The sequence below is a fragment of the Burkholderia seminalis genome, assembly GCF_001718535.1.
Lineage (GTDB): Bacteria > Pseudomonadota > Gammaproteobacteria > Burkholderiales > Burkholderiaceae > Burkholderia > Burkholderia seminalis.
Map to the genome: position 1 here is coordinate 249,808 of NZ_CP013399.1, position 20,328 is coordinate 270,135.

General features: G+C 70.0%; 25 protein-coding genes. 7 read left to right on the forward strand and 18 right to left on the reverse strand.

The window, feature by feature from the left end:
* Positions 1 to 11: 11 nt before the first annotated feature.
* The 9 genes from katE to WJ12_RS17015 all read right to left on the reverse strand — a co-directional run bounded on the left by katE (position 12) and on the right by WJ12_RS17015 (position 6,124).
* Positions 12 to 2,117 carry a catalase HPII gene (katE, locus tag WJ12_RS16975; RefSeq protein ID WP_059561198.1) on the reverse strand — a complete coding sequence of 702 codons (2,106 nt, stop codon included), beginning with the start codon at positions 2,115 to 2,117 and terminating at the stop codon, positions 12 to 14.
* Between the two features lie 123 nt (positions 2,118 to 2,240).
* Positions 2,241 to 2,627, reverse strand: coding sequence for a DUF3022 domain-containing protein (locus WJ12_RS16980; protein WP_034189986.1), 387 nt, complete (start codon positions 2,625 to 2,627; stop codon positions 2,241 to 2,243).
* Complete coding sequence (locus WJ12_RS16985; protein ID WP_027792525.1) at positions 2,624 to 2,785, reverse strand: DUF1328 family protein; 162 nt, start codon at positions 2,783 to 2,785, stop codon at positions 2,624 to 2,626. The genes WJ12_RS16980 and WJ12_RS16985 overlap by 4 nt, the downstream gene beginning before the upstream one ends.
* Positions 2,786 to 2,831: 46 nt before the next feature.
* The gene (locus tag WJ12_RS16990; protein WP_049028728.1) at positions 2,832 to 3,020 is read right to left on the reverse strand and encodes a DUF3008 family protein; all 189 of its coding nucleotides are present in this window, start codon (positions 3,018 to 3,020) and stop codon (positions 2,832 to 2,834) included.
* A gap of 74 nt (positions 3,021 to 3,094) precedes the next feature.
* Positions 3,095 to 4,528 (reverse strand): RNA polymerase factor sigma-54, encoded by a 1,434-nt coding sequence (gene rpoN, locus WJ12_RS16995; RefSeq protein ID WP_059561202.1) that lies wholly within the window; start codon positions 4,526 to 4,528, stop codon positions 3,095 to 3,097.
* Between the two features lie 212 nt (positions 4,529 to 4,740).
* Positions 4,741 to 5,055, reverse strand: a complete 315-nt coding sequence (locus tag WJ12_RS17000; RefSeq protein WP_034189983.1) for a hypothetical protein — start codon at positions 5,053 to 5,055, stop codon at positions 4,741 to 4,743.
* Between the two features lie 25 nt (positions 5,056 to 5,080).
* Positions 5,081 to 5,392 (reverse strand): hypothetical protein, encoded by a 312-nt coding sequence (locus tag WJ12_RS17005; RefSeq protein ID WP_059561203.1) that lies wholly within the window; start codon positions 5,390 to 5,392, stop codon positions 5,081 to 5,083.
* Positions 5,389 to 5,631: a hypothetical protein gene (locus tag WJ12_RS17010; protein WP_059561376.1), complete on the reverse strand. Its 243-nt coding sequence runs from the start codon at positions 5,629 to 5,631 to the stop codon at positions 5,389 to 5,391. Before WJ12_RS17010 ends, WJ12_RS17005 begins: the two co-directional genes overlap by 4 nt.
* 187 nt (positions 5,632 to 5,818) lie before the next feature.
* Positions 5,819 to 6,124, reverse strand: a complete 306-nt coding sequence (locus WJ12_RS17015; protein WP_034189982.1) for a hypothetical protein — start codon at positions 6,122 to 6,124, stop codon at positions 5,819 to 5,821.
* A 166-nt stretch (positions 6,125 to 6,290) separates the two neighbouring features.
* On the opposite strand from WJ12_RS17015, the gene WJ12_RS17020 reads away from it, so the two are divergent.
* The 3 genes from WJ12_RS17020 (at position 6,291) to WJ12_RS17030 (ending at position 7,628) form a co-directional block, all read left to right on the forward strand.
* Complete coding sequence (locus tag WJ12_RS17020; RefSeq protein WP_059561206.1) at positions 6,291 to 6,545, forward strand: hypothetical protein; 255 nt, start codon at positions 6,291 to 6,293, stop codon at positions 6,543 to 6,545.
* Positions 6,546 to 6,624: 79 nt separating this feature from the next.
* Positions 6,625 to 7,056, forward strand: coding sequence for a CBS domain-containing protein (locus tag WJ12_RS17025; protein WP_034189980.1), 432 nt, complete (start codon positions 6,625 to 6,627; stop codon positions 7,054 to 7,056).
* Positions 7,057 to 7,145: 89 nt separating this feature from the next.
* On the forward strand, positions 7,146 to 7,628 hold the full coding sequence (locus tag WJ12_RS17030) for a PRC-barrel domain-containing protein (RefSeq protein WP_034189979.1): 483 nt from the start codon (positions 7,146 to 7,148) through the stop codon (positions 7,626 to 7,628).
* A gap of 212 nt (positions 7,629 to 7,840) precedes the next feature.
* Here the strand turns inward: WJ12_RS17030 and WJ12_RS17035 are convergent, their stop codons facing one another.
* The gene (locus tag WJ12_RS17035; RefSeq protein WP_059561209.1) at positions 7,841 to 8,329 is read right to left on the reverse strand and encodes a response regulator; all 489 of its coding nucleotides are present in this window, start codon (positions 8,327 to 8,329) and stop codon (positions 7,841 to 7,843) included.
* A 233-nt stretch (positions 8,330 to 8,562) separates the two neighbouring features.
* Here WJ12_RS17035 and WJ12_RS17040 point away from each other — a divergent pair, with 233 nt between their 5' ends.
* Positions 8,563 to 9,228, forward strand: a complete 666-nt coding sequence (locus WJ12_RS17040) for a UdgX family uracil-DNA binding protein (protein WP_059561379.1) — start codon at positions 8,563 to 8,565, stop codon at positions 9,226 to 9,228.
* The gene (locus WJ12_RS17045; protein ID WP_059561212.1) at positions 9,225 to 10,535 is read left to right on the forward strand and encodes an NRAMP family divalent metal transporter; all 1,311 of its coding nucleotides are present in this window, start codon (positions 9,225 to 9,227) and stop codon (positions 10,533 to 10,535) included. Before WJ12_RS17040 ends, WJ12_RS17045 begins: the two co-directional genes overlap by 4 nt.
* 67 nt (positions 10,536 to 10,602) lie before the next feature.
* Here the strand turns inward: WJ12_RS17045 and WJ12_RS17050 are convergent, their stop codons facing one another.
* The 7 genes from WJ12_RS17050 to WJ12_RS17080 all read right to left on the reverse strand — a co-directional run bounded on the left by WJ12_RS17050 (position 10,603) and on the right by WJ12_RS17080 (position 15,313).
* Positions 10,603 to 11,211 carry a DUF892 family protein gene (locus WJ12_RS17050; RefSeq protein WP_034189977.1) on the reverse strand — a complete coding sequence of 203 codons (609 nt, stop codon included), beginning with the start codon at positions 11,209 to 11,211 and terminating at the stop codon, positions 10,603 to 10,605.
* Positions 11,212 to 11,269: 58 nt separating this feature from the next.
* Positions 11,270 to 11,875 (reverse strand): DUF4142 domain-containing protein, encoded by a 606-nt coding sequence (locus tag WJ12_RS17055; RefSeq protein WP_059561215.1) that lies wholly within the window; start codon positions 11,873 to 11,875, stop codon positions 11,270 to 11,272.
* Between the two features lie 41 nt (positions 11,876 to 11,916).
* A complete protein-coding gene (locus WJ12_RS17060) occupies positions 11,917 to 12,774 on the reverse strand; it encodes an SDR family oxidoreductase (RefSeq protein WP_059561382.1) in 858 nt (285 codons plus the stop codon).
* Positions 12,775 to 12,901: 127 nt separating this feature from the next.
* Positions 12,902 to 13,468 carry a hypothetical protein gene (locus WJ12_RS17065; protein ID WP_034189975.1) on the reverse strand — a complete coding sequence of 189 codons (567 nt, stop codon included), beginning with the start codon at positions 13,466 to 13,468 and terminating at the stop codon, positions 12,902 to 12,904.
* A gap of 66 nt (positions 13,469 to 13,534) precedes the next feature.
* A complete protein-coding gene (locus WJ12_RS17070) occupies positions 13,535 to 13,834 on the reverse strand; it encodes a DUF2795 domain-containing protein (RefSeq protein WP_049035074.1) in 300 nt (99 codons plus the stop codon).
* A gap of 27 nt (positions 13,835 to 13,861) precedes the next feature.
* Positions 13,862 to 14,890 (reverse strand): SDR family oxidoreductase, encoded by a 1,029-nt coding sequence (locus WJ12_RS17075; RefSeq protein WP_034189973.1) that lies wholly within the window; start codon positions 14,888 to 14,890, stop codon positions 13,862 to 13,864.
* 27 nt (positions 14,891 to 14,917) lie between these two features.
* Complete coding sequence (locus WJ12_RS17080) at positions 14,918 to 15,313, reverse strand: BON domain-containing protein (RefSeq protein WP_059561218.1); 396 nt, start codon at positions 15,311 to 15,313, stop codon at positions 14,918 to 14,920.
* A 243-nt stretch (positions 15,314 to 15,556) separates the two neighbouring features.
* On the opposite strand from WJ12_RS17080, the gene WJ12_RS17085 reads away from it, so the two are divergent.
* On the forward strand, positions 15,557 to 16,876 hold the full coding sequence (locus WJ12_RS17085) for a glycosyltransferase family 4 protein (protein WP_049035078.1): 1,320 nt from the start codon (positions 15,557 to 15,559) through the stop codon (positions 16,874 to 16,876).
* Positions 16,876 to 17,922: a UDP-glucuronic acid decarboxylase family protein gene (locus WJ12_RS17090; RefSeq protein ID WP_034189971.1), complete on the forward strand. Its 1,047-nt coding sequence runs from the start codon at positions 16,876 to 16,878 to the stop codon at positions 17,920 to 17,922. The genes WJ12_RS17085 and WJ12_RS17090 overlap by 1 nt, the downstream gene beginning before the upstream one ends.
* 25 nt (positions 17,923 to 17,947) lie before the next feature.
* On the opposite strand, the gene WJ12_RS17095 is transcribed toward WJ12_RS17090, so the two are convergent.
* Entirely contained in the window at positions 17,948 to 20,260 is a 2,313-nt protein-coding gene (locus WJ12_RS17095) for a hybrid sensor histidine kinase/response regulator (RefSeq protein WP_059561222.1), read from the reverse strand.
* Between the last annotated feature and the right edge of the window lie 68 nt (positions 20,261 to 20,328).

The window sequence follows — 20,328 nt, forward strand, 5'->3', positions numbered from 1 at the left end:
GCGCGGCGGCGCTAGGCCGGCAACTCGGCCGCCTGCTGCTCGCGCGCCCAGACGCGATGCTGGCCGAGGTGGTCCGACAGCGCCTTCAGGACGGCGTCGAGATCGACGGCCTGCCCGACGCACACGCCTTCGGCCGGGTCCGGCAGGTGCGCGGCGCGCAGCAGTTGCCGCCCCGACCCGACGGCCGCGATCGGCTTCAGGTGCTTGAACGCCTCGCGCACGAAGTGCCGTGCGTCGGCGCTGTGCGCGAGGTCGCCGCCATCGTCGTCGCCGCCGCAGACGAATACCGCGTCGAACATCACCGACGGCATGCCGGCCAGCGTCGCCTCCGGCACGATGCCGCCGATCGGCGCGAGCGTCGGCGCGACGATCGTCGGCACTGCGTGCGCGGCCTGCAGCGTGTCGCGCACCTGCTCGACGAGCGCCGGGCTCGTACCCGGCGTCGCGATCAGCGCGATCTTGCGCGAGCGGACGACCGGCTTCGCGCGACCGATCAGGCTCAGTGCCGGCGAGCGCTGCGCGACGGCCGGCGTCGCGGCCGCGTGCGGCGCGGGGAGCCCGAGCCGTTCCGCGACCTGCGCGGCGAGCCCGCCATCGAAGCGCGCGATGATGTCGTTGACCACCCGCTCGCGAATCTTCGGCTGCGTCACCTTGCCCAGCTCGAAGCAGTACGCGTCGCGGATGTGCCGCTGCTCGATCCCGGTCATGCTCTGGTAGAACAGCGCGGCCTGCGAGAAATGATCGGCGAACGATTCGCTGCGCACGCGCACCTTCTCGCCCTCGAGCGGCTCGTGCACGGTCTCGAAGCCGCCGCCGGACGGCGCGGGCGGCGTCTCGCGCGGCCAGCCGCCGCTCGTCGAATTCGGCTCGTACGACGCCTGCCCGACGTTGATCGTCTGCCGGTGCATCGCGTCGCGCTGGTTGTTCGCGAACGGGCACACCGGACGGTTGATCGGAATCTCGTGGAAATTCGGGCCGCCGAGCCGGCTCAGCTGCGTATCGGTGTATGAGAACAGGCGCCCCTGCAACAGCGGATCGTTCGTGAAGTCGATGCCCGGCACCACGTGGCCCGGGTGAAACGCGACCTGCTCGGTTTCCGCGAAGAAGTTGTCGGGATTGCGGTTCAGCGTCATCCGGCCGATCGGCCGCACCGGCACGCGCTCTTCGGGCACCAGCTTGGTCGGATCGAGCAGATCGAAGTCGAACTGGTCCGCATCAGCCGGATCGATCATCTGCACGCCGAGCTCGAACTCCGGATAGTCGCCGCGCTCGATCGCCGTCCACAGGTCGCGCCGGTTGAAATCCGGGTCGTGGCCGGCAATCCGCTGCGCTTCGTCCCACAGCAGCGAATACGCGCCGCTCACGGGGCGCCAGTGGAACTTCACGAAGCGCACGTCGCCGGCCGCGTTCACGAAGCGGAACGTGTGCACGCCGAAGCCGTCCATCGCGCGAAAGCTCGCGGGCAGCGCGCGGTCCGACATCAGCCACAGCACCATGTGCGTGGCTTCCGGCACCAGCGACACGAAATCCCAGAACGTGTCGTGCGCGGAAGCGCCGGTCGGCATCTCGTTCGGCGCCTCGGGCTTCACCGCATGCACGAAGTCGGGAAACTTGATCGCGTCCTGGATGAAGAACACCGGCATGTTGTTGCCGACGAGGTCGTAGTTGCCTTCCTCCGTATAGAACTTCACCGCGAAGCCGCGCACGTCGCGCACGGTGTCGGCCGACCCGCGCGGCCCCTGCACCGTCGAGAAGCGCACGTATACCGGCGTCTCGGCGGCCGGATCCTGCAGGAACGCGGCCTTCGTGTAGTCGGCCATCGGCTCGTAGACGCGGAACACGCCGTGCGCGGCCGAGCCGCGCGCGTGCACCACGCGCTCCGGAATGCGCTCGTGATCGAAGTGCGTGATCTTCTCGCGCATGATGAAGTCTTCGAGCAATGACGGGCCGCGCGCGCCGCCGCGCAGCGTGTTCTGGTTGTCGGCGATCCGCACGCCCTGGTTGGTGCGCAGCGCCTCGCGGTCGGGCCGCGAACGGTTTTCTTCGAGCTGGCGCGACTTCGCGCTGTCGGGCGACGGCGCCAGCGGGGTCTTGCCGGCTGAGGGGGAATGGGTCATCGAGAGTCCTCGTGGCATGTGTGAGGCCGCCGCGACACGCGCCCTCGCGCTACGGCGCGCGCGTGCGGACAGCGGCGAAAGCCGGCGCGGGCGGAACCGCACCCGCGAACCGGCCGCGAAGCGTCAGGGCGCGCGTAGCGCCGCGTCGAATTCGGCGCGTGTCACGTCGAGCGCCACGCTGCATTCGATCGCGGCATCCTCGACGCGCGGCTTGTACTCGTCCACCGCGCGCCGCGCGCGATCGCACAGCTGCGTGCGCACGCGCAGCCGGTCGGCCGCATCGAGCGACGCATAGCGCGCGATCACGTCCGGATCGAACCGCAGGTCGACCGCGCAGCGCCATTCGCGCGCGTCCTGGTCGGACGGCACGCGCACCCATGACACGTGGATCGTCAGCCGGCCTGACGCGTCGTCCGCCTGCACGACGACGGTCGACTGCGACGGAAAACCGATCGCGAGCGCGTGTTCGAGTTCGGCCACGCGCTGCGACCGGTCGGGCGCATCGCTCATCGTCGCACGACACCCAGCAGCAGCGTGACCAGGAAGATCACGACGAAGATATAGAACAGGATCTTCGCGATCTCGGCCGCGCCGGCCGCGATGCCGCCGAAGCCGAACACGGCGGCGACGATCGCGATGATGAAGAAGATGATGGCGTATCGAAGCATGGAACCCTCCTGAAGGACAGCGGTCGTCACCAAACGTCGTCGTCGGTCACGCATCGTGCTTGTGTTTCGGTTTGCCGCGCACGGGCGTGGAAGCCATTTTCTCGAGCTCTTTCTCGCTCATCGATTTGGCCATCGACTTCGACGGCGGCTTGAGATCCTTCATTTTCGTTTCGCCGCGCTTGGCGGACAGCGCGGCGCCTGCGGCACGCTGCTGGGCCTGGGATTTTGCTGGCATGGTTGCGCTCCTGTCGTGAGTGCGCGGGCCGCTACGACGGGCAGCCTCGCGCGGTGGATTCGTCAGGCAAGCCGTCACGCGGCATCGCGACGCCGCAGGTCGGCCGGCGGAATCTTCATCGCCTGGCGATACTTCGTCACCGTGCGACGCGCAAGAATAATGCCGCGCCCCGCGAGGTACGCCGCGAGCGCGACGTCGGACAGCGGATCGGTGCGCCGCTCGGCCGCGATCATGTCGCGGATCAGCACCTTCGCCGCCGATGCCGAACACACGCCGCGGCCGGCCGCCTCGAGCTTGCGCGGGAAGAAATGCTTGAATTCGAACGTGCCGTGCGGCGTGGCCATGTACTTGTTGCCCGTCGCCCGCGACACGGTCGATTCGTGCAGGTCGAGTTCCTCGGCGATGTCGCGCAGCACGAGCGGCTTCATCGCGATCTCGCCGTAGCGGAAGAAATCGCGCTGGCGCGCGACGATGCATTCGCCGACGCGCTGGATCGTGTCGAAACGCTTCTGCACGTTGCGGATCAGCCAGCGCGCTTCCTGCAGCTGCTGGCCGAGCGGCGAATCGCGTTCGCCGCTCGACTGCGCGAACAGCATCGCGTAACGCTCGTGCAGGCGCGCGCGCGGCAGCACGGCCGGGTTGATCGTCACGATCCACTCGTCGCGCACCTGGCGCACGATCACGTCGGGCACCACGTAGTCGCCGCGCGTGCTGCCGTAGTGATTGCCGGGGCGCGGGTCGAGCCCGCGCACCAGTGCGCATGCGGCGTGCAGCGTCTCCTGATTGCAGCCCAGGCGCCGCTGGATTTCGGCCGTCTCGCGGCGGGCGAGCCGCTCGAGATGCTCGCGCGCGATCGCTTTTGCTTCCGCCAGGGCCGGCGTGCCGGCCGGAATCGCATCGAGCTGCAGCACGAGGCATTCGGACAGCGAACGCGCGGCGATCCCCGGGCGGTCGAGCATCTGCACGAGCCGCAGCGCGATCGCGAGATCCTGTTCGGACAACAGCAGCGCGGGATCGGCCGCGGCCAGCAGCTCGGCCAGCTCCTGGCGCAGGTAACCGTCGTCGTCGAGCGCGTCGATCACCATGCGTGCGGCTTCACGGTCGCGCCTGTTCAACGGATAGAGCCGCAGCGCATCGTGGAGTTGCTGATGCAGCGACGGTTCGGCGGCGATCCATTCGCCGGGCGACAGGCCGCCCCCGTCGTCGCCCTGACGATTGGTGCCGCGCGGCGCGGGCGCGGCCGTAAAGGGCACCTCGCCGTCCGGCGGGCGCCCTTCGTCGGGTTCGGGCGCCGGGTCGGGCGCGGCCGTTTCGGCCGGCTGCGCCGCCGTATCGGCGGCAGGTTCGTCGTCGCCTTGTCCGTCTTCGAGAAACGGATTCATGTCGAGCGCCTGCCGCAGTTCCTGTTGAAATTCGAGCGAGGACAACTGCAGCAGCCGCAGCGACTGCTGAAGCCTCGGCGTAAGTGCGAGATGCTGTCGCATCTGCAGCGCAAGCGAGACGGGCATCGAAAGCCTCCTGACGGTTCGGTTCGTGTTCAATCGTGTCCAGGATTCATGCAGCTTTCGTGCCAATCCGGCAAAGCGCGTGGCGCCGCGGCTCTCGCGGGTTCCTACCCCGGGTCGCCGCCGCTCGGGGCCGCTTTTTTACAAGCCGGCGGCAAGTTTGGGGCACGCATTTCGCTCATGCCGCCCCCTGCCTCACGTCATGCGTCGCCGGTTCAGTACTGCATCGGCGGCGGCGTGCCCGGCAACGGCTGGTCGCCCTGCGCGCCGTTCGGTCCCGGCGGCGGCACGTCGGCCGGTTCGCCGCCGGCCGCGCCTTGCGGCATCATGTTGCCCGGCGACGGACGCGTGTCGTAGCGCGTATTCGCGTCCGGCATCGTCGTGGTCGACTGCGCGCCGCGGCCGTCCGGCGGCGCGGGCGGCGCCGCATGGGCGCCGTAGGGGCCGTTCGTCGGCTGCGTGCAGGCGCCCAGCGCGCACACGGCGGCGAACGCACAGGCGCCCGCGCGGATCGTCTGGATCGTGTTCATCGAAATCCTCCCTCGGATCGGCGGCTCAAAGCCGGTTGAAATGGAAATCGCCCGCATAGGCGGTCGGTGCGCGGCGCGCCATCATCGCGTCGAATTCGGCCGCGACCCGCATGAGCGTGCCACGCTGCCGCTCGATGCCGGCCTGTTCGAGCGCCGCGAATGCGTGCGCGTCGAACGTCACGGTCAACGATGCCGGATGGCCGTCGACCCGGAAGCCGATATGCAACGCGCCCGCCGGCTGTTCCTCGACATGGAACGGCAGCGCACGCGCCTCGAAATAGCGGCCGAGCGTCTCGGCGATCTCGCGCAGCATGCCGGGTTTCACGCGGAGGCTCATCGCGGTGCCTCCCGATGGGTTCGTCGCACCCTGCTCACCGCCCAAGCACGCACCGGCGGCTCGCGCGACGGCGGGTCGCGTTCCGGCGGCGCGGTCCCGGGCGGGTCGCCCGCGGGCTGACGGTGCGGTTCCGGCATGTCGGGCGGCAGGTCGTCCGGATCGGGCGGTTCGGGGTCGGGCTCGATGTCGGGAATCGGCGGCTCGGGTCGCTGCAGCCACTGCACGGGATCGTGTTTCATCGGCATTCCATCGTTGCGGGTTCGGACCGTACTGCGGGTAGCGGCCGCATTCGGGTACAGCGGTCGCGCAATGCGCATGCCGTCGCGCGCGTCGCCCGCGGACCGGCATGAACGCGCATGCGAGCGGCTCCCCCCGACACGCCGTGCCTTCGCTACACCGTCCACTGCAAAACTTGCAAGCGCCACGCTACGCGTCATACGCGGCCATCACGAGCCACAGCTCGCGGCCGTCGTCCGTCACGCGTGCCGCGAGCGCATACGGGTCCGACGGCTCGCACGCGCGCTGCAGCGCGAAGCGCGCGGGCTCGGTCGCGCCGAATGTCTCGTCGCCGAGCGGCCGCACGTCGGCCTTGCCTTCGAACATCCGGCGCTCGGGCCGGTAGATCAGCGGTTCATGCTTCCATTCGTTGAAATGGTGCTTCACCGAATCGAATGCGCCGCCGCATACGTTGACCTCGTAGCGCACGCCAGGTCGTCGTTTCGGAATCGTCATCGTGCCTCCCGCTGGACACGCGCACGGCAGGCACCGGTTGCGCCGCGCATCGTCGTCGTGTCGTGTTCGTCGTCGCCGTTCACGCGGCAAGTCGCGTGCCTCGCGCGCGCCGGGAACGTCCGTTGCGGGAAGACCCGCGTCATCGTCACCGATACGGAGCCTCGCGATGAAGGATTCGACCCGGTCCGGCCACCACGCGCCGGCCCACGAGCGGCACGACGACCCGTCGCCGCCGCTGAAACACCAGGACCGCACGCACACTCGCCACTCGGAACGCCATATCGACAAACAGCTCGAGGACACCTTTCCGGCGAGCGACCCGCCGGCGACCGGCGGCGTCACGCGTATCGAACCCGACACGCCGCCCGGCACGCACGACGACGCGCCGCGGCAGGACAAGCGCGAACGCGGCGACACGTGAGCGGCCGCGCGCGCCGTGCGGCACGCGGCTTGCTGGTTCGGATGACCAACACACCGTACCCACCCGCAAGGAGGACTTCATGCATCGCGTCAACGAAATCATGTCGCAGGACGTCGTGCGCATCGCGCCGACCGATTCGATCCGTCATGCCGCGCAACTGATGGAGCGCTACGACATCGGCGCGCTGCCCGTATGCGACAACAACCGGCTGATCGGGATGGTGACGGACCGCGATCTGGCGGTGCGCGCGATCTCGGCCGGCAAGCCGCCGGAGACGCGGATCCACGAGGTCGCGTCCGGCCCGATCGAATGGTGCTTCGACGACGATTCGCTGGAGGAGATCCAGCACTACATGGCCGACGCGCAACTGCGCCGCCTGCCCGTCGTCGATCACGACAAGCGGCTGGTCGGCATGCTGTCGCTCGCGGACATCGCGACGCGCTCCGCGAGCCCCGAGCGCGACGACGTCGCGAACACGCTCGAAAGCGTGTCGCAACCGAAGCAGACGTGACGGCGCGATCCTCGCCCGTCCCGACAACCCGCGCGACCCGCAGGGCCCGCCCCGGGCACGGTCGCGCCCCACGCAGCCTGGAGGAAACCATGCAGACTTCCGATCAAGGTCAGACCCGCATCATCGGCAAGGGCGCCGCGACCGCGGCCGGCCCCGGCCCCGACGTGATGGCGGCCGATACGCTGGAAGGCAACAAGGTCTATACGACCGACGGCGACGACGTCGGCAAGATCAAGGACATCATGCTCGACGTACGCTCGGGCCGGATCGCCTACGCGGTACTGTCGAGCGGCGGCATCCTCGGCATCGGCGACAAGCTGCACGCGATTCCGTGGAGCGCGCTCACGCTCGACACCGAGCGCAAGTGCTTCCTGCTGTCGGTATCGTCCGAGCGGATCCGCAACGCGCCGGGGTTCGACAAGGACCACTGGCCGGCGATGGCCGACCCGCAATGGGCCGAGCCGCTGCACGAGTTCTACGGCAGCGCGCCGTACTGGAGCGCCGGCGACGAACTCGGGCTGACCGACCCGACCGAGGAACTGGACGATCCGCGCACGCGCGGCCGTCACTGATCGCAACGATGCGGCGCCGGTTCGCCGGCGTATCCGCTTGCGACACGCCCCGCCCCGCGCGGGGCGTTTTCGTGCGGGCCGCGGCCGCGCCGGACGCACGCGTGAACGCGCGGCAGCCTCGGCCGACGTCCTCGACCCATGTGATGCCGAACCCGTCGAGCGCCGCCTGGCGCCCTGTCCGGCTGCATGCGGCAGGCGATCCGGCCGCCTTTTTACAAGCGCCGTGTAACGTCCTCGTCGGGGCTCGCAGCGCCACCGCCAGCGCCGCTCGCCGATTCCAGATAGCCCAGCAACCGGTGCGGCGTCAGCGGTTTCGCGCAATGCGCATCGAAACCCGCAGCCTTCGCCTCCTCGCAATCGCGTCGCGACGCGAACCCGCTGCACGCGACGAGCAGCATGTCGGCCGTGCGCGGATCGGCGCGCAGCCGCGTCGCGAGCTGCAGCCCGTCGAGGCCCGGCATCGCGATGTCAAGCAGCACCGCGAACGGTTGCCAGTCGCGTGCGACGTCGCACACGGCGAACGGATCGTCGGCGATGCGGCATTCGAAGCCGCGCGTCTCGAGCAGCAGGCGCAACGCGTCGGCCGCGTCGCGATAGTCGTCGACGACCAGCACGCGGCGCGGGCGGCGCGGCACGCTGTCGGGCGCGCGCCACAGCAGCACGTCGGCGGCGGCCGGATCGTCGCCGGGATCGGGTTGCATCGCGTTTCTCCTGTCGTTGGACCGGACGGCCACGCAAGCCGCGCACCCGTCACGACCGCACGCGGCATGCCGGTTGCTGCGTCGTTCGCATCGTCGACACGGGAGTCCTTGATGCGAGCGATGCGGCTTTCTCCGTCCGGTCTGCACCCCGCTGCGCGGGCGACAGGCCGAGCGCCAGCCCGTTCCCCTCGATGGCGGCGCGATCCGGCGTCGACCCGCGCGGGGCGCGCCGCATGACCCGCCAGCCGCCGGGCCGCTCAACACCGTCGTCCGCCGAAGACGACGCGCCGCCGACGCTCGACGCGTGCCGCCGCTGCACGCTGTGGGAACACGCGACGCAGCCGGTACCCGGCGCGGGACCGCGCGACGCGTCGATCATGCTGGTCGGCGAGCAGCCGGGCGACCAGGAAGACCGCGCGGGCCTGCCGTTCGTCGGCGCGGCCGGCCGCCTGCTCGACCGCGCGCTCGGCGAAGCCGGGATCGAACGCACGCACGTGTACCTGACCAACGCGGTCAAGCACTTCAAATGGGAACCGCGCGGCAAGCGGCGGCTGCACAAGACGCCCGCGCAGCGGGAGGTGGCCGCGTGCCGCTACTGGCTCGAACGCGAACTCGATGCGGTGCGCCCGCGGGTGGTCGTCGCGCTCGGCGCCACGGCGCTGCGCGCGGTGCTGCAGGACCACGACGCGACGCTCGAGCGCACGCGCGCGCCGGTGCGTACCGCCGGCGGGCAGCTCGTCGTCGCGACCTATCATCCGTCGTACGTGCTGCGCACGCGCGGCGCCGATTCGCGCGAGCACGCGTACCGGACGCTCGTCGACGCGCTGCGCACCGCATCGGACCTCGCGCGCGACGCACGCCGCGGCGGCACGCGCGGCGCGCACGGCAACGCCGGATGAGTGCGCCGGACCCAGGCGCAGGGCCGGCGGCCGTGACCTCGCCCGCCGCCGCCACGGCGAAACCCTGGTACAAGCGGCTCGGCCCAGGACTGCTCGCGGGCGCATCCGATGCCGATCCGAGCAACATCGCGGTCTACGCGCAGGCCGGCAGCCAGTTCGGTTTCAACATGCTTTGGATGATCGTCGTCACGCTGCCGATGATGGTCGCCGTGCAGCTCGCGGCGGCCTTCGTCGGACGCCGCAACCGCGAAGGCCTCGTCGCCGGCATTCGCACGCACTTCTCCGACCGTCTCGCGAAGGCGCTGATCGTGATGGTCGCGGTGGTCAACGTCGTGAACGTCGGCGCCGATCTCGCGGCGATGGGCGACGCGACGGCGCTCGTCGCCGGCGGCCGCGGCTACTGGTATGCGCCGCTCTATGGAATCGCCTCGCTCGCGCTGCAGGTGATGCTGTCGTACGAACGCTATGCGCGCTGGCTGAAATGGATGACGCTCGGGCTGATCGCGTACGTGCTCGAACTCGGCTTCGTTCATGTCGACTGGCGCGGCGTGCTGCATGCGCTCGTGCTGCCGCAGATCGCGTTCACGCATGCGTATGCGACGACCGCGGTCGCCGTTCTCGGCACGACGCTGAGCCCGTACCTGTTCGTGTGGCAGGCCGCGCTCGAAGTCGAGGAAACCGCGGCCGAACAGCGCGACGAGGGGACCGGCACGCAGGCCGATACGCAGGCCGGCACCGAGGGGCGCGTCACGCTCGACACATGGACGGGCATGATCGTCACCAATGCGGTGTCGTTCTGCATCATGGTGATCGGTGCGGCCGTGTTCTTCGCGCACGGCCGGCACGATATCGGCACCACCGCGCAAGCGGCCGAGGCGCTGCGGCCGATCGCCGGCGAAGCCGCGTTCGTCGTGTTCGCGTTCGGCATCGTCGGCTGCGGGCTGCTCGCGATTCCGGCGTTCGCCGGCAGCGCCGCGTACGGCTGCGCGGAAGCCTGGCGGTTCCGCGAAGGGCTGAACGAACCCGTGCGGCGCGCGCCCGCGTTCTACGCGGTACTGGCGCTATGTGTGATCGTCGGCATCGCGATCTGCGTCGGCCCGATCGATCCGATCCGGGCGCTGTACTGGAGCGCCGTGCTCAACGGCGTCGCGGCGGTGCCGATGCTCGTGCTGGTGATGCTGCTCGCAAGGCAGCGCGACGCTGCCGGGCAGCCCGGGAGCGGTCCGGCAGCGCAAGCGTTCGGCTGGCTCGCGGTCGCGTTGATGGCCGCGGCCGTGGCCACGATGATCGTCGACCTGCTCACCTGAGCGCCACGAGACGGTTGCGTCGGCAACCGGGCAGCCGCGCGAACGGCTGCCCGCTCCGCATCGCGCGTCACATCATCTTGCCGCGCGAGCGTTCGGCGCGCGCCGCCTCGGCCGCCGATTCGACCTTCTTCACTTCCTCCGGCGGCGGCAGCACGGCCTTGAAGCCCATCGACTCGATCCACATCTCGCGCGCCCAGCCGCGCGTGTGATACAGATGGTGATCCTCGTCGGCCTCGACTTCGTCGTGCGCGTCCTTCAGCGTCTTCGCCGCATCGCCCGACAACTGGTCGGCCGCGTAGCCGATCAGCTCCCAGTTCAGGTGGTCCTTGGTTTCGGCGAGCACGACGCATTCCGCCGCGACGACCTGCGCGACGGCCGGATCGGCGTGCTTCTGCGCCTGCTCGATCACGTGGACCAGCGACTGGCCGGTGGCCGCGACCGCGCTGCGTCCGGGCGACTGCGCGTCGAGGTCCATGCCGAACGTCTCGAACACCTTGCGCAGCACCTCCTGGTGATGCAGCGTCTCGCGATGGTACTTCTCCCACTCCTTGTGCAGATCGTCGTCGGTCGCGCACTGCAGCGCGGCCTCGTAGATCTTCGCGCCGCCAAGCTCGGTTTCGTAGGCCTGACAGAGTAATTCGCGGATGCCTTCGTGTTTCGGTTGCCGATGGGCCATGACTCTCTCTCCGGAAAAAACGGGCCGCGCATACGGCCCGGGGTTGAACGGGCACGCGTTATCGCGCGCCCACCTTGCGTTCGAGCGCCTGCGCCATGCTCAGGTGATGCCGGAGCGTCGGCAGCGTGGCGCTCGCGAATTCGCGCAACTGCGGATCCCTGCCGTCGCGCGCCTCGCTTTCGAACAAGGCGACCGCCTTGCGGTGCGCGTCGGGGCCGACCGCCGCGACATACGCGACGTCGAAGTCGTGGCCGTTCTTGCCGCGCAGCGCCTCGACGTCGGGGTCCGAAATCTGTTCGACCTGCGGCTTCATGCCCTTGCGCGCGGCAAGCTCGGTGAGCCGTGCATTCGCCTTGCCGTGATCGCTCACCATCCGCTTCGCGAATGCGCGCACGCCCGGCGACTGCGCCTGCTTCAGCGCGAGCTGGCTCGCCTGCACCTCGGCCTTGCCGGCGAGCGCGGCCTTGTCGATGAATTCCGCGTCGCCGCCTTGCGGCGCCTTCGCGATCCGCGCATCGCCCGCGCCCGACGACGGATTGATCACGCCGCCCGGCGCGTGCGAATTCGATGCGGGCGGCTCGCTCGGCGCCTGCGCGCGGGCGAGCCCCGACACGGCGAGCGCGCCTGCGGCGAGCATCGCGATCGTCCAGTCCGGATGTCTCATCTGCTTTCTCCTAGTGCTTGCGTGGAAGCCGCCGGCGGCCGTCAGCCACCGACGATCGAGCCGCCGTTCGGGTGCAGCGTCTGCCCCGTCATGTAGCTCGCGCCGTCCGACGCGAGCAGCACGTAGCAGTCGATCAGTTCGTCCGGCTGCCCCGGCCGCTTGAGCGGCACGTTCGAGCCGAACTTCCCGACCTGTTCGGCGGTGAAGGTTGACGGGATCAGCGGCGTCCAGATCGGCCCCGGCGCAACTGCGTTGACGCGGATGTCGCGTTCGGCCAGCTCGATCGCCAGCGAACGCGTGAACGCGACGATCGCGCCCTTGGTCGCCGAGTAATCGGGCAGCCTCGGGCTGCCGTGATAGGCCGTCACCGACGCCGTATTGACGATCCGCCCGCCATGCTGCATATGCGGCAGCGCGGCCTGCGTGCAGAAGAACATGCCGTACACGTTCGTGCGGAAGGTGCGTTCGAGCTGTTCCTCGGTCACGTCCTCGATGCCCGGTTGCGGATGCTGCTCGCCCGCGTTGTTGACCAGCACGTCGAGCCGGCCGAGCCGCTCGACCGTGCGCGCCACCGCGTCGCGTGCCTGCCGGCGCTCGCCGACGTCGCACGCGATCGCCTCGCAACGCCGGCCGGCCTGCTCGACCAGCCGCTTCGTGTGCGCCGCATCGTCGGACTCCTTCAGATAAACGATCGCGACATCCGCGCCTTCCTTCGCGAAACCGACCGCGACCGCGCGGCCGATCCCGCTGTCGCCGCCCGTCACGAGCGCGACCTTGCCGGCCAGCTTGCCGCTGCCGACGTAGTCGGCCGCGTCGTCGCGCGGCTTCGGATGCATGTCGCGTTCGGTGCCCGGTTGATGGCTTTGCTGCTGGGGCGGGGGCGTCTGTGCGGTAGTCATCGGTTCCTCCTTGAACGGGTGCCATTCCTGTTGCGCAAGCGGCATGCCGCGCGCGACCCGCGGGCGCGCGGCGCTGCTGCCGCGTTTTCCCGGTCGGCGTTGCAAGCGCATGCAGGAAAGCGCGTACTCAGCGCGGGCCGCCCGACGCGGGTTCGTCCGGCCGGCGCACCGGGTCGAAATCGCGCCATTCGCCGTCCTGCCAGTCGCCTTCGACGCGCTCGATCGAGCGCGCGCCAGTCGCGCGCAGCACGTCTTCGGCCGTGCTCGCCGTGTCGGGCGTCACGCGCGCGGCGAGAATCACGCCCGTTTCGCTCCGCGCGAGCGTGCCCTTGCCTTCGGCCGGCTCGCCGCGCATCCGGCCGAGCGCGCCGCCGAACGCGCCGAGATACGCGCCGGCCAGCGCGCCGGCCGCGGGCACGAACCAGTAGCGCACGCCGACCGCATAGACGACCAGCCCCACCGCGGCGCCGATCAGCAACCCGCGCATCGCACCGATCATCGCGCCGCGGCCGCCCGGCTTCGCCGCCGTATCGGCATACACGTCGCCGCCGATCGGAAAGCGCGCATGCTGGCCGCCCGGATTCAGAAAGAAGATCGATACGTCGTCCGGGCCGAACGCGCGCTCGTAAAGGTGGCGCGCCCCACCTTCCGCTTCATCGAACGTCGTGAAGCGGCCTGCGACGATCATCGCCATGCTCGTCCTCCTCGTGACGGGTCAGGCGCCGCGCGCGGCAACCCGCGCGGCGCGACGCGGCGGCACTTACATCAGCCGCCCGAGTTCCTTCGATACCGACGCCGGCGTCGCGTACTCGCGATCGGGAATCCGGCGCAGCATGTCGAGCACACCGGCGTCCGCGTGCGAACGTTCCGCGCACTGGACGACTTCCGCCTTGCTCGCCGGATAGTCCATGCCCTTCAGCGCCTTCTGCACGTCGACCGGGCTCGGCGCCTTGCCGTGCCCAGTCTGGTGGCCGCCCTTGTCGTGGTCCTGCTGCACGCGCTCGCCTTCGTGCGCGCGCGAATGGCTGTATTCGTGGCCCGTGTGTTGTCGGGATGTCATGTCGAACTCCTTTGCAAATGAATGAAATCATGTGGATGTCCGGCGCGAACGCGCCAGCGCGGCGAACACGAGCGCCGCCGCGCCCAGCGCGACCGCGCCGGCCACCTTCGGCCGCTGCACCACCGCGTTGTACGCGCAGCCGCGCAGCACCGGGCCGTCCATCCCTTCGCGCTCGTGCAGCGCGTGGCGCGACTCGTACAACGCGTTGTCGTCGCGCGGCCGTGCCGGCCGCACCGTGCGCTGGCCGCGCGAGAACAGCGTGGCCGCCACGCGATCGAACAGGCGCGGCGCGTGATACGCGCTCGCCGACGTGAATTTCGCGGCACCGCCGACGAACAGCGTGCGGCGCGGGTGCGCGGCCGCGAACAGGATCGCGTCGGCGACGAGATCGGGGTCGTAGATCGGCGGCGGCAGCTTCGCCTCGACGTTCATGTAGTTCTTCGCGTGCATCACGAACATCGTGTCGATCGCGGCCGGCTTGATCAGCGTGATCGACACCGGCAGACGGTCCGACTCCATCTCGAGCCGCAGCGAATCGGTGAAACCCTTCACCGCATGCTTCGATGCGACGTACGCGCTCTGCAGCGGCACCGGCGCATCGGATGCCTCGCTGCCCATGTTGATGATCGCGCCGCCATGGAAATCGCGCTTGCGCCGGAAATGATCGGCCGCGACGAGCGAGCCGTGCACGACGCCCCAGTAGTTGGTGTCGAACAGCCGCCGCTGGTCCTCGAGCGGCACCGCGGCCGCCGTGCCGAAGATCGACACGCCCGCGTTGTTGACCCACGTGTCGAAGCCGCCGTAGGTGTCGGCCGCTTGCGCGGCCGCGCGCTGCAGATCCTCGACGTTGCCGACGTCGCCGGCGACCGGCACCGCCAGGCCGCCGTGCTGGCGGATTTCCTCGCACAGCGTGTTCAACGCGTCCTCGTTGCGCGCGAACAGCACGAGCTTCGCGCCGCGCCGTGCCGCCTTGCGCGCGGTGACGAGGCCGATGCCGCTCGTCGCGCCGGTGATCACGATCGTCTGTTCGCCGACCGGTTTGAGCATGCAGTTCATCACTGGACTCCCTGGGCGCGGCGCCCGTTACTTGGGCCGGATAGTCAATTGATCGCGCACGCCCTGCACGCCGTCGACCTGCTTCACGACGCTCACGGCCTGCGTGCGTTGCTGCTCGTCCGGCACGCTGCCGGTGAGCGTCACCGTGCCGTGCCGCGTCTTCACGTGGATGTCGCCGGCCGACAGGCCGCTCGTGCCGACGAGTTCGGCTTTCGCCTTGGTCGTGATCGTCGCGTCGCGAATCTTCGTGCCCGTGCTCGACTGCGATGACGACGAGGCGGCGGCGTCGTCGCCTGCCGCGATCGCGTTCGGCGCGATTACCGCGCACGCCGCGGCGGCGGCGATCGCGACCGCCATGCCGGCGCGCAACGCGTGCCGACGGCGGTTTCGGGGAGAGCGGGCTTGCAGCGGGAATGACTTCATCGTGACCTCCTTTTGTCAGGCCGGCCTGGCCGGCGGGTGCGTATTCCCCGCGCAAGTCGTGTGCCGTGCCGACAGCGGCGCAAGGACGCGGGAAACCGCGATCGGACGCCCTTTCATCCAACGCGTTGTAATTTTTTCGGCACGCCGGGAAGCGGTTTCCCCGGCAAAGCACCGGGCATGCCGTTTGCCGAACGAGCGACAACGGCGGCCCGTCTGCGCGGCCCCGATACCGGGAGCAATGCCATGCAAAGAATCGCGTTGATCAGTGAACATGCGTCGCCGCTGGGGGTGATCGGCGGTGTCGACGCCGGCGGCCAGAACATCTATGTCGCGAACGTCGCGAAGCAACTGGCCGAGCGCGGGCTCGACGTCGACGTCTACACGCGTTGCGACAATCCGCACCTGCCGGACGTCGTGCCGATCGGCACGCGCATGCGCGTGATCCACGTGCGGGCCGGACCGCCGTCGGACGTGCCCAAGGAGAAGCTGTTGCCGTACATGGTCGCGTTCGCGGACGCGATGATCGCGCGCATGCGGCGCGAACCCCACCCGGTCGACGTGATGCACGCGAACTTCTTCATGTCCGGCGACGTCGCGCTGCGCGTGAAGCGGCAGCTCGGCATTCCGTTCGTCACCACGTTCCACGCGCTCGGCCGCGTGCGGCGCCTGCACCAGGGCGCGGCCGACGGGTTCCCGGACGCGCGTTTCGCGATCGAGGACACGCTCGCGCGGCGCTCGGATCGCCTGATCGCCGAATGCCCGCAGGACGCGCTCGACCTGATCACGCACTATCGCGCCGACAAGACCCGCATCGAGATCGTGCCGTGCGGTTTCGATCTTCAGGAAATCCGGCCGGTGCCGCGCGTCGATGCGCGCGCGCGGCTCGGCTGGCGGCAGGACGCGTTCGTCGTGCTGCAGCTCGGCCGCCTCGTGCCGCGCAAGGGTATCGACACGGTGATCGACGCGCTCGCGCGCATGCCGCGCGATCCGCGGCGGCCGACGCACCTCTATGTCGTCGGCGGCAGCCAGGCGACGCCCGACCCCGCGCGCGATCCGGAACTCGCGCGGCTCGCCGCGTTCGCGCACGAACTGGGGATCGCCAACCGCGTGACCTTCGTCGGCCGGCGCGAGCGCGACGCGCTGCACCTGTACTACAGCGCCGCCGACGTGTTCGTGACGACGCCGTGGTACGAGCCGTTCGGCATCACCCCGGTCGAGGCGATGGCCTGCGCGACGCCGGTGATCGGCAGCGACGTGGGCGGCATCCGCACGACGGTCGACGACGGCACGACCGGCTACCTGGTGCCGCCGCGCGACCCGGCCGCGCTGGCCGCGCGCCTCGTGCAGTTGCGTGCGCAACCGGATCTGTGCGAGGCCCTCGGGCGCGCCGGCTACCTGCGCGCGCACCGGCACTACACGTGGCAAGGCGTGGCCGACCGGCTCGTCGACATCTACCGCGACGTCGCGCACCCGCAGCGCGCCGGCACCTCGGCCGGCACCGGCCGGCGCACGCCCGTGGCCGCCACGCCGGGCTTACTCGCCCACCGCAAGGAGAATACGTAATGAAGGGCTACGATCGAAAACGCGTGCTCGTGACCGGCGGCGCCGGCTTTCTCGGTTCGCATCTGTGCGAACGCCTCGTGACGGCCGGCGACGACGTGCTGTGCGTCGACAACTTCTACACGGGCACCCGCGACAACATCGCGCACCTGCTCGACGCCCCCAACTTCGAACTGATGCGGCACGACGTGACGTTTCCGCTCTATGTCGAGGTCGACGAGATCTACAACCTCGCGTGCCCCGCGTCGCCCGTCCACTACCAGCGCGATCCCGTGCAGACGACGAAAACCAGCGTACACGGCGCGATCAACCTGCTCGGCCTCGCGAAGCGCGTGAAGGCGCGCATCCTGCAGGCGTCGACGAGCGAGGTGTACGGCGACCCCGATGTCCATCCGCAGGACGAAGGATATTGCGGCCGCGTGAACCCGACCGGTGTCCGTGCGTGCTACGACGAAGGCAAGCGCTGCGCGGAAACGCTGTTCATGGACTATCACCGCCAGTACGGCGTCGACGTGCGGATCGCGCGGATCTTCAACACTTACGGCCCGCGCATGCATCCGGCCGACGGACGCGTCGTGTCGAACTTCGTCACGCAGGCGCTCGCCGAAGCGCCGCTGACCGTGTATGGCGACGGCCGGCAGACGCGCTCGTTCTGCTACGTGGACGACATGGTCGATGCGCTGATGCGGCTGATGGCGGAGCCGGGAGATGCGTGCGAGCCGGTCAATCTCGGCAGCGACGTCGAGATCGCGATGATCGACGTCGCGCGCGAGGTCGTGCGGATCGTCGGCACGACGGTGCCGATCGAGTTCCGGCCGCTGCCGTCCGACGATCCGCGCCAGCGGCGGCCGAACCTGGACGCCGCGCATCGGCGGCTCGGCTGGCGTGCGACGACGCCGCTGGCGAACGGGCTCGCGCACACCGCCCGGTATTTCATCCAGCGCCAGGTCACGCACCATGCGCCCGGCGACCTCGTGCGCAGCACGCGGATCGCGTCGCACCTGCTCGCGCAGGTGCATACGCAGAACCGGCCGGCTCCCGCGACGTGACGCCTTGTCGGCCCCGGCCGGCGCGTCAGCCGTCGCGCTTCGTCGCGTGCGCGATCTTGCTTGCCAGCTCGCGCACGTCGACCGGCTTGCACAGGTAACCGTCGAACCCCGCCTCCAGCGCGCGACGTTCGTCGGCGGGTCCCGCGTGCGCGGTGACGGCCAGCACGCACACGTCGGCCTGGCCGCCGCTGCCGTTCGTCGACCCGCGCCGCAACGCGTCGAGCAGCCAGAAGCCGTCGCCGTCGGGCATCGCGAGATCGGACAGCACCACGGTCGGCCGCATGTCGGCGGCCACCGCGAGCGCCTCGCGGCCCGACGACGCGATCGCGACGGCCGCGCCGAAGGTGGTCAGCGCGGCCGTGAGGCTCGCGCGCGTCGTCGCATCGTCGTCGACGATCAGGATCCGCTGCGCATCGAGCGCGAACGGCTCGCGCGGCTCCCTGACCGCCTGCGCGATGCCCCACGCCATCGCGCCAGCGGGTTGCCAGCCGGCAGGCAGCGTCACCGTGAAGGTCGTGCCGCGATTGCGGCCCGCGCTCGCCACGGTCACGCGGCCGCCGTGCAGTTCGGCGATATGCCGCACGATCGACAGGCCAAGTCCAAGCCCGCGCCGCGACGATGCGGGCGAATCGTCCGCGCGGCGGAACATGTCGAAAACGTACGGGACGAATTCCGGCGCGACGCCCTGCCCGGTATCGGCGACGGTCAATACCGCGCGCGTGTCGTCGCGCGCGAGCCGGACCGTCACGCTGCCGCCGCCCGGCGTGAATTTCAGCGCATTCGACGTGAGGTTCGACAGCATCTGCCGCAAGCGCTCGGCGTCACCCGACACGATGCACGACGCGGCGTCGCAATCGAATTCGAGCGCGATGCCGGCCGACGACGCGGCCGTCTGGAACGTGCCTACCGAATCGGAAAACAGCCGCACGAGGTCGACTGGCGTCGTGTCGAGCCGCAGCTTGCCGGTCGCGAGCGACGATGCATCGAGAATGTCGCCGACCATCCGCGTGAGCGAGCGCGCGCTGCGGTCGATCGCGTCGACGGCCTGGTGCTGCAGCGCGTGATCGCCGGAATTGCGCAGCACCTCGATCCAGCCGTAGATCACGTTCAGCGGCGTGCGCAGTTCGTGCGATACCGTCGCCAGCAGTTCGTCCTTCAGCCGGTTCGACGTGTCAGCTTGGTCGCGCGCATCGCGCGCGCCCTGCAGCGAACGCTGTGCGCGGAGGTCGCGACGGCGCTGCGCACCGGTTTCGCGCAATGTCAGCGACAGCGCGACGCATTCGCGCGCGTTGCCGCGTACCGGGCACGCCGACATGGTCGCGCGAAAACGCCGGCCGTCGCGCCGCACGCACAGCAACTCGAGCGGCCCGACCGGTTCGCGCATCGCGTCGAACGATGCGGTCAGCGGATTGCGCCGCAACCAGCGCATCGCGATCAACGTGTCGAACATGCGGCCGCGCGCGTCCGCCTCGTCGTAGCCGAAGATCCGCTGAGCGGCTGCATTCCAGCTGGCAATGCGACCGCTCGCGTCGATGCCGACGATCGCATCCGGCGACGCGTCGACGACCGCATGCTGCAACCGCGCCGCGTCGACGCGCGCGCGATCCGCGCCGGCGTCGCGCAGCAGCAGCACCGCGCCGCCGACGTTGCCGTCCGCGTCGCCGAGCGGCGACGCCACCTCGACGATCGGTACCGGCTCGCCAGCGCCATCCGGTTTCAGCCAGTGCCGGTCGGACACGGCGTCCGCGCCATCGAGCGCGCGGTCGAGCGGCGTCGTCTGCACGCGGCGCCCGTCACGGTCGACGATTTTCAGCACGTCGCGCACGGGCCGCCCCGCCGCGTCGTCCGGCCGGCAGCCCGCGAGTTCGGCCGCCGCTGCGTTGATGTAGGTCACCCGCCCTTTCGTATCGGTCGCGATCACGCCGTGCGGCAGCGCGCGCAGCACCGCTTCGAGCTGCCGGCGCGCGGCGGCCTCGTGGCGGCGCACGCGGTCGTTCGCGACCCGAGTGTGTCGCAACATCGACGCGATCGCGCAAACCAGCGCACCGACGAGCAAGAAAGTACCGAGCTGCACAAGCCGTTCGGGCAGCGGGGCGGGATAGGCGGCCGGATCGGACAGGAACAGCGTCCACACGAGCAATCCACTCACGACGGTCGACACGACGCCGAACAGGAAGGACGTCGCCCATGCGGCGCCGGCGAGCAGCGGGTAGTACAGAGCGAACGGCAGGTTCACGCCGCCGAAACGGATCGCGAGCGCCTGCAGCACGGTCGCGATCGCGACCAGCATCACCGCCGTTGCGTAGTTTCCGGCCGGCGGCCGGATCAAGTCGATCATCGAACACGCTCCTCGCGGGAACACCGACGACGGGCAGGCACGGCGCGTGCGGGCCCGTCGGAACCCGC